The organism is Leptospira selangorensis (assembly GCF_004769405.1).
GTDB classification, from domain to species: Bacteria; Spirochaetota; Leptospiria; order Leptospirales; family Leptospiraceae; genus Leptospira_B; species Leptospira_B selangorensis.
This window is the reverse complement of sequence record NZ_RQES01000016.1, coordinates 141,276-157,071: the sequence shown is the minus strand read 5'-3', so window position 1 is coordinate 157,071 and position 15,796 is coordinate 141,276. Positions and strand designations below refer to the sequence as shown.

13 protein-coding genes are annotated in these 15,796 nt (G+C 39.1%); 10 read left to right on the top strand and 3 right to left on the bottom strand.

All coding sequences use genetic code 11. The features are described from left to right. The first annotated feature begins 10 nt into the window (after positions 1 to 10). The 5 genes from EHO58_RS11210 (at position 11) to EHO58_RS11190 (ending at position 6,706) form a co-directional block, all read left to right on the top strand. Positions 11 to 196, top strand: a complete 186-nt coding sequence (locus tag EHO58_RS11210) for a hypothetical protein (RefSeq protein WP_135679974.1) — start codon at positions 11 to 13, stop codon at positions 194 to 196. A 167-nt stretch (positions 197 to 363) separates the two neighbouring features. After that, positions 364 to 2,661 (top strand): hybrid sensor histidine kinase/response regulator, encoded by a 2,298-nt coding sequence (locus tag EHO58_RS11205; RefSeq protein ID WP_135679973.1) that lies wholly within the window; start codon positions 364 to 366, stop codon positions 2,659 to 2,661. 21 nt (positions 2,662 to 2,682) lie between these two features. Beyond that, complete coding sequence (locus tag EHO58_RS11200; RefSeq protein WP_425269446.1) at positions 2,683 to 3,675, top strand: YheT family hydrolase; 993 nt, start codon at positions 2,683 to 2,685, stop codon at positions 3,673 to 3,675. A gap of 113 nt (positions 3,676 to 3,788) precedes the next feature. Next, positions 3,789 to 5,000 carry an acetyl-CoA C-acetyltransferase gene (locus tag EHO58_RS11195; RefSeq protein ID WP_135679971.1) on the top strand — a complete coding sequence of 404 codons (1,212 nt, stop codon included), beginning with the start codon at positions 3,789 to 3,791 and terminating at the stop codon, positions 4,998 to 5,000. A 431-nt stretch (positions 5,001 to 5,431) separates the two neighbouring features. Then, positions 5,432 to 6,706 (top strand): hybrid sensor histidine kinase/response regulator, encoded by a 1,275-nt coding sequence (locus EHO58_RS11190; RefSeq protein ID WP_135629156.1) that lies wholly within the window; start codon positions 5,432 to 5,434, stop codon positions 6,704 to 6,706. Between the two features lie 12 nt (positions 6,707 to 6,718). Here the strand turns inward: EHO58_RS11190 and EHO58_RS11185 are convergent, their stop codons facing one another. Together EHO58_RS11185 and EHO58_RS11180 are read right to left on the bottom strand one after the other, a co-directional pair. Then, on the bottom strand, positions 6,719 to 7,927 hold the full coding sequence (locus tag EHO58_RS11185) for a sensor histidine kinase (RefSeq protein WP_135679970.1): 1,209 nt from the start codon (positions 7,925 to 7,927) through the stop codon (positions 6,719 to 6,721). 59 nt (positions 7,928 to 7,986) lie between these two features. Continuing rightward, on the bottom strand, positions 7,987 to 8,565 hold the full coding sequence (locus EHO58_RS11180) for a chemotaxis protein CheD (RefSeq protein WP_244241140.1): 579 nt from the start codon (positions 8,563 to 8,565) through the stop codon (positions 7,987 to 7,989). Between the two features lie 651 nt (positions 8,566 to 9,216). Here EHO58_RS11180 and EHO58_RS11175 point away from each other — a divergent pair. Genes EHO58_RS11175 through EHO58_RS11155 form a run of 5 tightly spaced genes read left to right on the top strand, consistent with a single transcriptional unit; the run spans position 9,217 to position 14,666 of the window. Next, a complete protein-coding gene (locus tag EHO58_RS11175) occupies positions 9,217 to 9,747 on the top strand; it encodes a chemotaxis protein CheW (protein ID WP_135679968.1) in 531 nt (176 codons plus the stop codon). 43 nt (positions 9,748 to 9,790) lie between these two features. After that, entirely contained in the window at positions 9,791 to 11,407 is a 1,617-nt protein-coding gene (locus EHO58_RS11170; protein WP_135679967.1) for a HAMP domain-containing methyl-accepting chemotaxis protein, read from the top strand. A 2-nt stretch (positions 11,408 to 11,409) separates the two neighbouring features. Further along, positions 11,410 to 13,227 carry a chemotaxis protein CheA gene (locus EHO58_RS11165; protein ID WP_135629151.1) on the top strand — a complete coding sequence of 606 codons (1,818 nt, stop codon included), beginning with the start codon at positions 11,410 to 11,412 and terminating at the stop codon, positions 13,225 to 13,227. A gap of 6 nt (positions 13,228 to 13,233) precedes the next feature. After that, complete coding sequence (gene cheB / locus EHO58_RS11160; RefSeq protein WP_135679966.1) at positions 13,234 to 14,280, top strand: chemotaxis-specific protein-glutamate methyltransferase CheB; 1,047 nt, start codon at positions 13,234 to 13,236, stop codon at positions 14,278 to 14,280. 17 nt (positions 14,281 to 14,297) lie between these two features. Beyond that, positions 14,298 to 14,666, top strand: coding sequence for a response regulator (locus tag EHO58_RS11155; protein WP_135629149.1), 369 nt, complete (start codon positions 14,298 to 14,300; stop codon positions 14,664 to 14,666). On the opposite strand, the gene EHO58_RS11150 is transcribed toward EHO58_RS11155, so the two are convergent. Then, complete coding sequence (locus EHO58_RS11150) at positions 14,663 to 15,796, bottom strand: acyltransferase family protein (protein ID WP_244241161.1); 1,134 nt, start codon at positions 15,794 to 15,796, stop codon at positions 14,663 to 14,665. The genes EHO58_RS11155 and EHO58_RS11150 overlap by 4 nt on opposite strands.

Here is a 15,796-nt window from a genome sequence, read left to right as displayed (position 1 = left end):
GACTCTGGACATGAGCATACGTGGAGCTTCTTCCCTTCGTCACCCATTCCAAGACTTATGCAGAAAGCTGGAATCCGAGCAAAAGGATCTGGAAATTTCAGAAACCTATCCCTCAAGATCCGAAATTTGGAAACTTACCCCCCAAAATACTGAAAATGAATATATAGGCTCCGGACCAGAGGGAGAAGCTTCTTAAGCGGAAAATTTTCCTTCTTCTTATCCCCAAAAAATCCTTTCCAACTCTCTACATTCAGATACTAAACGTGGGTTTTCTCGTTTAGGATTTAAGCTTCTGCTATGAAATTCCGGGGCCTTTTCCGGATCTTCACCGTCCTATATTGATGAAAAGTCCTTAGTACGAAGATGAACGAGATCCCTGAAGACATTCGCATATTCATTAAGTTTTTTGAAAATTCGGACGGGACTTCTATATACGTGAACCATCTTCTTAGAGACGAAAATGGTAAAATCAGAGATATAAAATTACACTATCTCAATGAGCAGGGTGCGAAACTTCTTCAAATGGAGAAGACCCAGCTTATAGGTAAAAATTACACCGAGATCAGACCTGGAGAACTCGAAAGTAATCCTGACATCAGCGGATTTATGGAATCCGTCAGCAAAAAGGGTTCGGAATGGAGAGGTATACGTCAATCTGCAATCTCTAAAAAATTTTATGACTCCACTGTTATCTGTCCAAAAGATGATTGGGTCATTTCCATTGCAAAAGACTTAAACCAAGAGATTAAAGAGAAAGATATTTTTAGAGAGGCCGCATACAGAAATGAGGATGCGGTTTATTATCTAGAACCAATTTTCGATGAGAAAGGACATATTACAGACTTCTTATATAAAGATTTAAATCCCGCGGCAGAATCGGAAATAGGAATGCCGAAAGAGATCGCAATCGGCAAGAACTTATGCAAACTATTCCCACAAAATCTGGAATTGGGCACATTTGAACTATATAAGAACGTATATCTCACCCAGCATGCGGAGAAGAGGGAATACGAGATCAAAGATTCTCAAGGAAACCCAGGTTTTTATCTACTTCAAATCAGTAGAGTATATGAAGGGCTTCTTATTAGTAATAAGAATATTACGGAAATTCGAAATGTAGAGAATCAGCTAAGGATCCAAAAAGAACAATTAGAATTCACATATCTGGCATCCAATGACGGATACTGGGATTATAATGTGAAGACTGAACAACTTTTTCTTTCTGAAAGATGGAAAACGATGTTGGGCTTTACGGATCAAGAGATCTCATCCGATGATCCTCATGTTTGGAGAAAATTAGTACATCCTAAGGATTTAAGAATTGCACTTTCTGCATTCCAAAGACACCAGGAAGAAGGAACAGCAAGATTCGATAAGGTTTTAAGATTTAAAACAAAATCGGGAGAATATATGTTCATTCGTTCCCGAGCTTTGATCATTGAAGACGAAAATGGACAACCTGCACGTATTGTAGGAACTCATACGGACATATCCGCTGCAAAACAAACCGAAATAGCTTTGGAAAAAGCAAAAGAAAAAGCAGAACAAGCAGATAAGGCGAAATCCGAATTTTTAGGAATGATCTCTCATGAAATGAGAACCCCGTTGAACGGGATATTCGGAATGGCAAATCTCTTAGAGAACTCCGAATTAAACCTGGAACAAAAAGAATATCTGAAAGATCTTTCCGATTCGACCGAGATCCTATCCAGATTGATAGATGATCTATTACAAATAATCACTTTAGATTCTACAAAAATCGAAATCAAAGAAGAAGCATTCGAGATCAAAACATTTATCGACCTCATCCGTATATTAGTAGAACCTAAAGCTTTTGAGAAGAATATAGAATTCAAGATCATCGTTTCCGAAAAATTCCCAAAAGTGATCGTGGGAGATAGAACTAGGATTGAGCAGGTCTTGCTTAACTTGATCACAAACTCAATCAAATTTACGGACAAGGGTTCAGTCACACTTTCTTTGGATCTAAAAGGAAATGATTCTATTCTATTCAAAGTAAAAGATACAGGCATAGGAATTAAAGAAGAAGCAAGACAAAGGATCTTTGAAGCTTTTCACCAGGAGGATTTGGCGGACACTCGCAAGTATAAAGGAGTAGGACTTGGACTCTATATAGTTAAAAGACTAACTTCTAAAATGAAAGGTGATGTTCATTTGAATTCAGAACCGGGACTTGGTTCGGAATTTTCCATAATTCTTCCTTTAAAAACGGAAGCGGAAGCACCTTTTAATCCGGCTCAGATCCAATCAGAAACAGTTCCTACATTCTCTTCAAGTTCGGTTCTTATCGTAGATGATAACGAGATTAATGTGAAGATCCTAGCCAAACATTTGAGTAAAACAGGAATACAATCCGACTCTGCATTAAGCGGCAAAGAAGCATTAAAACTTTTAGATACGAATACGAAAAAATACGATCTGATACTATTGGATCTACAAATGCCTGAGATGGACGGATATCATACTGCGGATGCAATACATGCTTTAAATTCTTCTAATGCAAAAACTCCTATCGTTGCAGTCACAGCTAGTTCCTTTTCGGAAGCGTATGAAAAATGCACTCAACATGGAATAGAAGGTTTTATCGGCAAACCATTCCAACCAAAACAATTGTATAAAGTTCTTACCGATTTTCTCTAACGAATGCTTGTCTAACAAAACCTGATCCGGAAAAGTGTCGGCATGGAGACCCTTCGTCCCTTCAAACCTCCCTTTCATTTAAGACATCCTTTTGTTCAAACAGTCTTAGCTTCTTTAATGAGGCAGAATACTCCGGATCATCCTATGGACAAGGCGGCCTCCCCCGTTGTAATAAATGCAGGTAAAGGTGTTCGATTATTAGGTCATTATTCCAAATCCCCACAAAACAAAGCCCTGCTCGTGCTGATACACGGTTGGGAAGGAAGTATGGACTCCAATTATATCCAAAGAACTTCCAGACGATTTTATGATAAGGGAATCTCTATCTTCAGACTTAACTTAAGAGATCATGGGAACACTCACCATCTGAATCCTGAACCGTTTAACGGAAGTTTAATACGAGAAACCTACGAAGCCGTTCGCAAAGTTGCAAAAGAATTCGGACATAAACTTCCTGTATACCTGGGCGGGTTCTCTATGGGTGGAAATTTTACGATCAGAGTGGCAAGAGAACATTCTCGAAATAAACAAAGTATCCCGAATTTAAAACATTGTATCGCTGTCAGTCCTCCACTTCATCCGAAGTCTGCCACCGAAATGATGGATTCTAAACTGATTATAGGAAAATATTTCTTAGATAAATGGAGACAATCCCTATCTAAGAAGAATGTACATTTCCCCGATCTACATCCTTATCAGAATATCATGAAAGGAAAATCGGTTATGGAAATGACTGATAGGATAGTTGCATCTTCCTCAGAATTCAAAGACACTGATGATTATTTTAATTCTTATACATTGGGACCGAAGGATTTCGAAAAACTAAAAGTGGATCTGACTATAGTCACATCTGCAGACGATCCAATCATACGTCCCGACGAATTCAAAGAGATCCCTAAAAGTTCCAAGCTTAGAATATTCATTCAAAAGTACGGAGGCCATAACGGATTTTATGAAAACTTAAAAGGAGACTGTTGGTATTTCAGAGTCTTCGATAAAGTTATATTCGGATAAGAAGAAGTAGCTTGCTTTTCCCTCCTTTCTTCTAAACTCAAGTCGTAAGCATATTTCGTTTTTGAACATAAGTTCAAGAATAACCGAACGGCTTTCGTTATAGGAGAAATACTATGTCCAACGCATATGTAATAGATGCGGTTCGCACCCCAAGAGGGAAAGGTAAAAAAAGAGGAACTCTTGCCTCAGTTCACCCACAAGAACTTTCTGCTTCTACTCTATTAGCAATCCAAGAAAGAAACGGATTAAAACCAGAAGTTGTAGAAGAAGTTGTATTAGGTTGTGTCTCCCAAGTGGATGACCAAGCTGCATGTATCGCCCGTTATGCGGTCATGGCTGCACAATGGCCAAATTCAGTTCCGGGGTATACAGTAAACCGTTTCTGCGGATCCGGATTACAAGCAGTGAATAATATCGCAAACCATGTTCAGTCAGGAGCTATGGCAGTAGGTTTAGGCGGTGGAGTAGAATCCATGAGTCGTGTAAAAATGGGAGCAGATCTAGGCGACAGGGATTTTAATATAGGAAATCCTAATATACAAAAACATTATAATCTTGTTCCTCAAGGAATTTCCGCGGACCTTATCGCAACCAAATATAATATTAGTAGAGAAGAAGCGGACAAATTCGCAGAGTCTTCTCAATTGAAAGCTGACAAAGCGATCAAAGAAGGCGCATTCAAAAAATCAATTATTCCGGTAAAATTAGAAGATGGAACCGTAGTAGATACTGATGAAAACCCTCGTATCGAATCCGATTACGCATTTCTTTCCGGTTTAGGTGCAGTTTTCAAAACAGTTGGGGAAAGAGAATTAGATGCGATCGCGTTAAAATCCTATCCTGATGTGGGAAAAATAAACCATATCCACACACTTGGAAATTCTTCCGGGATCGTGGACGGTGCCGCTTCCGTTCTGATCGCCAACGACGAAGGGATTAAAAAATACGGATTAAAACCTAGAGCGAAAATACTCTCTACAGTAGCTACCGGAGAAGACCCAACCATCATGTTGACCGGGCCTGTTTCCGCTTCCAAAAAAGCGCTCCAAATGGCAGGACTAAAAGTAGAAGATATCGATCTTTGGGAGATAAATGAGGCATTCGCATCAGTGGTTCTTTACACTCAAAAAACCTTGGGAATTCCTCTGGAAAAGATCAACGTAAACGGAGGAGCAATCGCTTTAGGGCACCCGCTGGGAGCAACCGGAGCTATCCTTCTCGGAACCGCATTAGACGAATTAGAAAGAAGAAATAAACGTTACGCACTCATTACTCTCTGTATCGGCGGAGGAATGGGTATCGCAACCGTAATCGAAAGAATTTAATTTCTAATTTTTCGAATTTTAAGAACGCCGTTTTTCCCATGGAGAACGGCGTTTTTTATTTTTATACGCTCTCTCCAGTTTTCGATCCTAAACATATAATTCCCGTAAAGCGGATTTCGACTAATCCGAGTTAAAATCTTTTCTTATTTCGAACGAACCTCAGAAATAAATTTCTCAAATGAGGTAACACGTTTTGTCTAGTCGTAAATTATAATATACTCCGAAAGTGTTATAATGTTGAAGAAATAATTTGTAATATCCGATACTCATAATTCAGAAAAATTTTTTTTCACTTCCATCATCTTAGTATACAAAAGTCATAAAATTAAATATTTCAATTTTCCGTGTTATTCTAGAGTTATGGCTCATTAAAAATATATTACATAGATATTTTCCGAATATTCGGGAATGCTTTTGGATGGAGCGCGTCTATGACGAACGCTGGAATAGAAAAAAAGGATGTTCGGCAATCAGAAGGCCGGACTAAAAAAAATATTTTGTTAGTCGGGACCGACCCTGAAAGAACGGAACTGATTACCAAAATTTGCGAAGATGTTGGTCTTACGGTTTTTTATTTTCCTATATTGGAAGATCTGAAAATCGATAGGGACTTCGGGATCGTTTATTCCGAATTAGATATCTCTCAATTCGAAACATTGGCACGAAAGTTTTCCGCAGCCAAAAGGTCCCCTTCTTTCATCTTGGGTCTGGATAACCCGGATACTAAAACTATAGTCAAGGCAGTACGTTTAGGAGCCTTAGACTGTATCAACATTAAGGATACTTCTCCCAAAGAGATCAAGGAGACTCTCAGGCATATTAAAGAAAACTGGGAATTGGATCTTCTACAGGATAATCTAGAAACGGAAAGATTTAATAAGATCCAGGGAGACTTGGATTGGAATTCATTTCGTAAGGATCTGATCCGAAAAGATTTACAGACAAAAAGTGCCTATCTAATCTCGAATATTAGAACTTCTTTAAGTCAGGGTTCCGGTTTCGGGGCGTTGGTATCTGCGATCGGGCTTATACGCAAAAAAGCCAAGCAGAATGGTACTCATTATGAGGTTCCGGCTACTTTGATCGATCTGCTATTATCCAATGCGGAAACCGCAAATAGGATCATAGAAATTTTTAACGAAATGGATTATTTCATCCATAACGCCCAAATTAAGGAAGAATATTCCATTTCTCAGATACACAATCTATTTAGGAAGGAAATACAGAACGTATACGAACTTGCAAGATTCAAAAAACTTCATATTAAGATCTGCGAAGATAAGTATGTAAGTTCCAGAGCAATCGTAGGTATCCATGAAGAAAGTTTCAAAAAAGCAGTCGAAGAACTGCTTCTGAATGCGATCAAATTTTCGGAACCTGAAACAACGATCTACGTATTATTCACTCTGAAAAAAAGAAAACTTTTGATCTCTGTTTTAAATTCTCCAAAGACAGAGGGCGGAAGTCAAAAAGGTATCCCGAATGAAGAATCGGAGTTTGTATTCCAACCATTTGCAAGGCTGACCAAATACGTACACGAGGATATTCCTACCTTGGATTATGGATTAGGTTTGCCTTTGGTGGAAAAAATAGTCTCGAACCATGAAGGAAAAATTTCCACATTCAATGTAACAAGTTTTTTGGATGAGGAAGAAGAAACGATGGTCCTAATGGAAATGGATCTACCTATTTCTCAAAAATTTTAGAAGAATGATCTTCTATTCTATGACTGGAAAGCGCATCGTAAGACAGATCCCTTCTTTTCTGGCATCGTCCAGATTTAGGTTCATTGTCTGCAGATGCACTTTTCCATTTTGTAGTTCTACTAACTTTTTAACGACAGGGAGTCCAAGGCCCATTCCAAATTGTTCCTGGTCGAAACGTTCGTCCATAAATTTGACCCCTCTATAAAAAGGTTCAAATACAAGATCCTCATGAAAATCCTGTATATAACCTGAAAATGGAGGATCATTGATCACCTTAAATTGTAGTTCATCTCCGATCCTAAGCACTAGGATTAGAACACTGGATTTGTCGGGAGAATATTTTAATGCATTGATCAAAACTTCTTTAGCGATAGTAAATATCCAAGGTTTCTTAAATCTCAAACGATTAGAAAGAATATGCAAATTATCTGATACTAGGATCTTTTGATCCTTAAGAAGCACAGAAGGCCTGATATCGTCTATCACCTCCCTCAATATGTCCACAAATTCCGCTACTGTTCCTATTTCCTCAGGAGTTTCGCTCTCTTCGAAAAGTGCCTGTGCAGAAGATAAAAATTTAGTAAATCTGGAAGCGCTTGCTACCCCGTCTTGTAAAAGATCGAAAAGATTAGAACGAATTTCCACGAATTCTGCGCCTTCTTTCTTCTTTGCTTTGGAAAGTATCATAGAAAGAACGCTCATCAAACTTCCTACTCCAGTTCCTTGCATCAAAGTGATATTAATCTGTTTGATAGCGGAATCCATCCATGCAGTGGAAGAATATCTATCCTTGAGAGATTGTTTCCAATCGAAAATTTCCAAGGCTTTTCGATAAATCTCGATCTCAGCCTTCTTCACACTTTCTCCGGTAGGATGAATGGAAATATTCTTAAAATCGGAAGGAAGTTTAGTTTCCATAGGAAGAAATAGAGTTAGTAATTTTCCATCCGTCGTTTTGGAAGTAACGGTATGATAGGCTAGGTAGATCTCGTCCGTGTTTTTCAGACGTTTTATCATTTCATAATGTTTGAGACTTGGATCTTTTTCCCATAAAGAAGCCTCATGCTCTCTGTCTACGGGGTGGATCCAATCATGGTAATCAAAAGTTGCATCCAACTCTTTGCCGATCAACTCGGCAAACTTGTCATTGGATTCTAAAATTTTGCCGTTTTCTTCGGTGAGAATAGCAGGTGATAGTAAATTGCGTACGAGGGAATCCAATCGTTTCTCCTGGGCGGCGCCGATACTTATTTCCAAACGTTCTAAGTTTTCGTTCGAAATTAAAAGAAAGTGGTCGGCGTTTTTTTCCGCATATTCTCCCGTATTTTGTCCAAATAAGCCGCTTCGTTTTTCTCGATCATATTTTTCTCTAGATCGATCTGTACACGTTTTACAAACACTTCGAAAGTATGAGTGAAAAAACGTAGATTTCTATAATATTGGCCTCCGGTTTCTTCTCCGGAAACAGAAATTTCTTCCGATCTTAAAAATTCTTTCACGAACTCTACGTTTTTTTCGCCAATCGGAACACCTTTAGAGCCTAGTCTTAAGACCTTTCCTCCGCCGATGATCTTCGCTTGCAAACGACTTCTGGGAATTCCTTTCTTCACGAATTCATTGATCAATAATTCCATAGCGTTGATCCCGAACCTTGCAGAATCATCTACGCCCGATTTTCCTGGGAGAAGTATATGGTTCATCCCGCCGAATCTATTGAACGGATCGAATAAGCATACTGATACGCAGGATCCTAAGAGAGTCTTCATCGCGACAGGAGTTTGGGAAAATAAACATTCTCCTACGTTAACAAACACCGACGGGATCTCCTTCTCTTCTTCAATGACTCTATTTGATTCCAAACAATCCGCCCGCGCTATAGTATACTCTAATACGACTTTAAAAAACAACCTAATGTAACAACAGTTCGTTAAGAAGGAAGTGAAATTATATTTTTCCGAAAATTCCAAAAGAAATTTCGTAAAACCTATTTACGTTTTCTTGAAATACTAGATATGATGTTGCCCTACTTGAACGAGCGATTAGCAAAAAGTATGGCAAAGGATAAAGAGTAATCCTTTAGCTCTAGTTTTTGAAAATGAATTTAGAAATTATTTCATATCACATTAGAGCTCGTTTCGTTTTTTATATATTAAGTTCGTCTTATGAAAAATTTAAAAGTTAGGAATCAAAAAAGAATAGAAATAATTTAGGATTATTTTTTTATCCATCGAACATCTTACCGGTCTAGTTCTTACAAAAGATAAAACCGCAAAAGATCGGTTTAAAAAAAGGGATTCGGATCTTTCAACTATAGATAAAAGAAAGATCTCAAAACTTCACAAATAATCCGACATAATTTAAGGCTCTAAGAATCGTTTGAAATAAATTATTTTAGTATGTCTGCCCGCGATCTTTGTGCTAAAATCGACGGGCTATGTTGAATTCGAGACAGAAAAAACAAATTCTATTCGAGTATAGGGACTATTCGGAAAAGAATATCGAGGATAAATATGGCAGAAAACGAAATAGATCTTCTATTGGAAGAAGATGAAGCGGATGATGAAGATACACTAGAGAATAAATTTTTAGTCTTTTCACTGGCCGACAGAGAATATGGATTAGAGATCAAATATATCATCGAGATTATCGGGATGCAACCTATCACGGAAGTCCCGGATATGCCCGCCTTTATCAAAGGAGTGACCAATCTCCGGGGAAAAGTAGTTCCACTAATTGATGTTAGGTTAAGATTCCACATGGAATCCATTCCTTATACCGAAAAAACCTGCGTAATCATCTTAAACATAGAAGGAGAAAGCCTTGGACTCATCGTGGATACTGTCCGCGAAGTGGTAAGTATTCCTTCTGAAAACACCGAACCCGCCCCGAAGATGGGAGACGGAGAAGCAAACCGTTTTATCGCCTCCTTTGGAAAAGTGGAAGATTCCGTCAAAATCCTACTCGATGTTCGTAAACTTCTGAGAGACGACGAGTTGGAAGTCCTACATGACAAACTTCCCGAAGCTGGAACTCCAGCTTAAACAACCAAACAAAAGAATTTTATAATAAAGCAAGGATAGAAGAATGAGCGTCAAAGCCAAATTAACCATAGGATTCTCAACCGTAGTCGTTCTGTTGATCTTCGTAGCAGGATTTGCTATATATCGTTTAAATACTTTTAATGCAGTAGTTACTAAAGCAGTCAATGTCTCCGCCAAAAAATCGACCATGCTTTTAGCAATGAGGACAGCAATACTCAAAGTCACCCGAGCGGAGAAAAACACCATCCTTTCCACCGAAGAAGAAGATATGAAAAAGTATATCGGTGAAACGGAAACGAATTTATCACTTTTACCTCAATTGGAAACAGATGTTTATCCACTTCTCCAAGAAGCGGGTAAAAGGAATATGGACGAATTAAAAATAGTAGAGAAAGATTATAGAGCTACTCTGAAAAAAGTTTTAGATCTCGCATACATCAACAAAAACGTAGAAGCAAGAGAGATCTCTCAAAAACAATTAAGAGCACATTTAGACAAGATGGAAGGTTACTTAAACCAAATGATCGATCGTGCCCAAAAGGAATTGGATGACGCAAATAAGAGCACTGACGAATTATACGCGGAAACCACCTTCTTGATGATCCTCATCCCGATCATTTCTTCTTTGATCGCCATCGCTTCCGCGGTCTGGATCACAATTTCGGTCAATAAGGCACTGAATACTGCGTTAGAAGTAGTAGGTTCAGTTTCTTCTGCGGCAGCTCAGGTTTCGGCAACCGCATTTTCTTTGAGCCAATCTTCCAATGAACAAGCGGCCAGTTTAGAAGAAACTACGGCAGCAGTGGAAGAAATGTCTTCTACGATAGAACAAAATTCTCATAATGCAAAAGAGACAAACTCTATGGCAGAATCTTCTGCGAGAGATGCAAGCAAGGGTAGAAAATCAGTATTAGAAACTTTAAATGCAATGAAGAAGATCTCGGGCAAAGTTAATATTATAGAAGAGATCGCTTACCAAACTAACCTACTAGCATTAAACGCTGCAATTGAAGCAGCAAGAGCAGGTAAACACGGAAAAGGATTCGCGGTCGTTGCTGACGAAGTAAGAAAACTTGCGGAAAGAAGTCAGATCGCAGCCCAAGAGATCAATGGACTTTCTAAAGATTCGGTAGAACGTGCTGAAGATGCAGGAAAACTGATAGAAGAGATCGTTCCGAGTATAGAGAATACTGCAAAGTTAATCCAGGAAATTTCAGTTTCTTCGGACGAACAAGCAAGAGGTATCACTCAAATCAATACCGCAATGGTTCAATTGGATCAGGCTACTCAGGAAAATGCCGCTGCGTCGGAAGAGTTAGCTTCCACTGCGAAAGAATTGAACGAACAAGCGGAAACTCTTTTGGAAGTAATGGGAACTCTGATCAAAATCAGAGAAGAAGTATTAACCGCTTCCAAAGGAAAATCAAAAAAGCAGGATAGAGGTACTTCTCCTGCAACTCAACAGATCAAGTCTCATTTTCACGCTCCTCATTTCGATCTAAAACATGCGGCTTCTCAATTCGGAAATGCAAAGAAGGATACGAAAAAGGCATCCAATGGAAAAAATTTCCTTCCGCTGATAGAAGAAGAATCTGAGGCAACTAGCCAATCTGAAAATTCTTCCGGATCAGAAGAAAACTCCGGCGAAATCAAAGTATAAATATGGATCGAGAACATCTTCTTTCGGAATTCGTTTCGGAAGCCCGAGACCTGATCGACTCCGCGGAAACTTCTCTTCTAACATTAGAAGAGGAGATCGAAACCGTAGGCCAAGGGAATCCGGAAACTTTAAACAAAGCCTTCCGTTTTTTCCATACTCTTAAGGGTTCTTCCGGTTTATTAAAACTGGAAACGGTGGTTAAGATCACTCATCTAGGCGAAACACTTCTAGATATATTAAGAAATCAAGATAAAGTTACCGAGTTCGATTTCAGCGACGATCTGATGGAAACTTTGGATCTTCTCCGCAGGATATTTGATCGAGTAGAAGAAGAAAGAACTGATTCCGGTTTCGAACAAGAAACCGAGGTCATCCGCAATAAACTTAAAGAACAATTGGATCGAATTTCCAAAAGTTCCGAAAAAGAAAAAACGGCTCCAGAAAATAAATTCGGATTTTTTGAAGAAGTGGCTCCCCCTGCTCCGAAAGGATTCGGATTTTTCGAAGAAGAGACCAAACCCGCAATCGTGGAAAAAATTCCGGCTCCTTCTTCTGAAGTTAACCCAGTTATCCAAGAAGTCCAAACCGTGGAGAAAAAGAAGGATATTCGTATCACTACGGATAAACTGGACCAACTCATGGACTTCATGGGAGAACTAGTAATAGCAGAGTCTAACGTGATCCATCATCCTGAATTAGAAGGACTAAGGTTAGAAGGTTTCCGTTCTGCAGCAAGACATCTGCACAAGATCGTAAGAGATCTGCAAGAAGTTACATTATCTATGAGAATGGTACCTTTATCTTCTACCTTCCAAAAAATGAATCGGTTGGTAAGGGACTTACAAAAACGTTCTCAAAAAAAATTGGATTTCAAGATTGGTGGAGAAGACACGGAAGTAGATAAGTCCGTAGTAGAGATCATCCAAGATCCGATCATCCATTTATTAAGAAATTCTATCGATCACGGTTTAGAAGTTTCGGAAGAAAGAGCAGAATTAGGTAAAAAAGAAAAAGGGATCATCCGTTTACAAGCAAGGCAATCCGCAAACGAAGTTTGGATCCTAGTAGCGGATGACGGACGAGGGCTCGATCGGGAAAAGATCATCAATAAAGCCAGAGAAAAAGGTATCCTAAAAGGAAATCCAGATGAAATGAGTGATAAGGAAGTTTTCCAACTCATATTCACTCCCGGATTTTCTACCGCAGAAAAACTCACCGATATTTCCGGCAGAGGTGTCGGAATGGATATCGTTCTCCAAAATATTAAAAAACTAAACGGTAAAGTAGAGGTACGCTCCAAAAAAGGAGAAGGTACCACTTTCATTTTAAGGATCCCACTTACTTTAGGGATTATTGAAGGAACTGTTTTTGAAGTTGGCGGAACTTATCTAACTCTTCCTACGATAGAAATTAGTGAATTGGTGAGTCTAAAAGACCAGAAATTGATCCATCCTTATAAAGACCAAGAGGTCTTGGACTTGAGAGGGATCTATATACCTGTGATACGGATCAATGATCTACTTGGTCTCAGGGAAAAGTTAGAATATAAAAGTAAAAATCCTGTCTTAATCATTCTGGAAAATGAGGACAGATATTTAGGGATACTCGTGGACGAAGTATTAGGAAATCAGAATATTGTGATCAAACCTCTTTCTTCCTCCATCCAAAAGGCACAAGGTGTAAACGGATTTACGATCTTAGGAAATGGAAGAGTAAGTTTGATCCTGGATACTAAATTCCTATTCGAAAAATTCCACGGCAATACTGCATCTACATCCACCGGCGAAAACTCAAATCTGAGTTTGGAAAAATTGGCTTAAATCAGAATGATCAGAGTGTATATCATAGACGATAACCGGATTGTCCGTGAGATAATTGCTTCCCAGTTACAAGATGATCCTAGATTTACGGTGGTCGGTTCTTCTACTGCAACCGAGGCGATGAAAGAAGTTCTAAAAGCAAAACCGGACGTGATCACTTTAGATGTAGAGATGCCCGATATCAGTGGGATAGAATTTCTACAATGGCTTATGCCTAAATTCCCTATTCCGGTTATCATGCTTAGCTCCTTCACAGAAGCGGGAGCAAAGGTAACATTAGATTCTTTGCAAGCGGGAGCCTTGGACTTCGTTCAAAAAGCGGACGGGAGCGAAGAAGATTTCCTGAGAATGATGCTGGAACTTAAGAATAAGATCCGAGCCTGCGCCAAAACAAATGTTTCCGATGTCCTGAATCGGAAACAAAAGACTTCTCAAACAAAAACTAGGGACTCCTCCGCGGTTTCTAAGATCAAATTGATCGCTATCGGAGCTTCTACAGGCGGAACACAAGCAATAGAATATTTACTTCGAAATCTTCCGGGAGAACTTCCTCCTATTTTGATCGTACAACATATGCCTGAATATTTTACGGGAATGTTCGCAGAAAGATTGGATTCCGTTTCTCCTCTAAGGATCCAAGAAGCCGAAGAAGGTCAGAGTATCACAAAAGGAAACGTGTATGTAGCCAGGGGAGATCATCATATGGAAATAGGAGATCCTCCATATTATAATATTCGAATACATAAAAAGGAGAAGGTCACAGGCCATAGACCTTCCGTAGACGTATTATTCCATTCAATTTCAAGATCCCCATTGGCTTCATTTTGTGCTGCGTTCCTTCTCACCGGAATGGGAAAGGATGGAGCAAAAGGGCTCAAAGCACTTTCTGAAAAAGGCGCGATGACATTCGGGCAAGACGAATCCACATCCGTAGTATACGGAATGCCTAGAGAAGCATTCGAGATGGGTGCGGTAAAAGAACAGATCTCTTTAGATAATATCCCTGAAAAAATTTCAGAGTTATGTTTCGGAACAGCAAACAGTTATAATTAATCAAAGGTAAGGAAAAAATGACTAAGATACTCTGCGTAGACGACGCTCCCACGGTTTTAAAACTTTTAGATTTCACTCTTACGGAAGAAGGTTATTCCGTATGTAAGGCCGCGGGTCCCGATGAAGCCCTGACTAAAATAGAATCGGATGGCCCATTTGATATAGGGATATTCGACGTGAATATGCCAGGTAGAACGGGAATAGAACTTACTAAGGAAGTTTTAAGAACAGAAAAAGGGAAAAGTATGAAAATTCTGATTCTAACCACTGAGTCCAGTGATGCTATGAAATCACAAGGAAAAGATGCGGGCGCAAAGGGTTGGATGATCAAACCCTTCAACGACGAGGATCTTTTAGCCGCGGTAAAACACCTGATCGGTTCTTAAATTTTCCAATACAGTCTTTTTTTATCTAAAAAGAAAAGGATCAAAAACCATAAAGTCAGCACAGTTATAGAATACAAAAAGGAACTCAACTCCGGGGAATCTATCCAGCTTTTATAATATTCTAGATAGATCAGATTTTTCAAAGGGATTTTTTTCCCTTCCGGAGAAGAGACCATAATTATATTCAAACTTCTGGCAAAAATCCCCGAACCGAAAAACACGAGTAAAGCATTCTTTCCGAAAGGAAGAAGAAAACTTTGCAAAGCCTGCAGCCCAAATCCATTAAACTTTTCTAAAATTAAAAATAAAGAAATAACGAGCAAGGCCCAGCCCGCAGTCCATAAAGAATACGTTCCGGTCCATAAACTTTTATTGATCGGATAATAAATTCCCCAAACTCCGCCCACAAACAATACAACAAGAGCACCTAACGCGATTTTACCTGAAATAGAAAGAAGAGACTCTTTCTTGTCTAAAGAAACTTTTATAAATTCTCCCGCAAAAATCCCGCAGAACACCGAGCCTATCGATGTGAAAGAAGTTAAAAGTCCTTCCGGATCCCAGACCTTACCGAATTTCCATAAATGTGCTTGGCCGAAAATTTCCCTATCTATCCAGGCTCCCCAGTCTTTTCCTTCTTTCATGCTTGGTTCTAAAGTTCCAGGAGGAGGAACAAATTCCTGTAAATACCAATAAGAGATCAGTAATGTTAAAAATAAAAAGATCCTGAATTTCAGATTTTTCTCACGATACACGATCGCTCCGAAAAAGTATACGAATCCTATTCTCTGCAAAACTCCGGGAAATCTAAGATTGGAAAAACTCCATTCTCCGAAAAAATTCAAAAACAATCCCAGAAAGATCAGGATAGATGCGCGTTTTAGTATTTTAGGAAATTCTTGTATTCCATTGGATACCGAGAAAGGAATAGAAGCGCCAACCACAAAAAGAAAAAAAGGGAACACCAAGTCGGTCGGAGTACATCCGTCCCATTTTGCGTGTTTGAGAGGCCAATACATATTGGACCAGGTACCCGGATTATTTACCAGGATCATCCCTGCAACAGTCAGACCTCTTAAAAGATCTATGGATAAGATGCGGATCGGATTCTCAGATTTCAAGTTATGAAT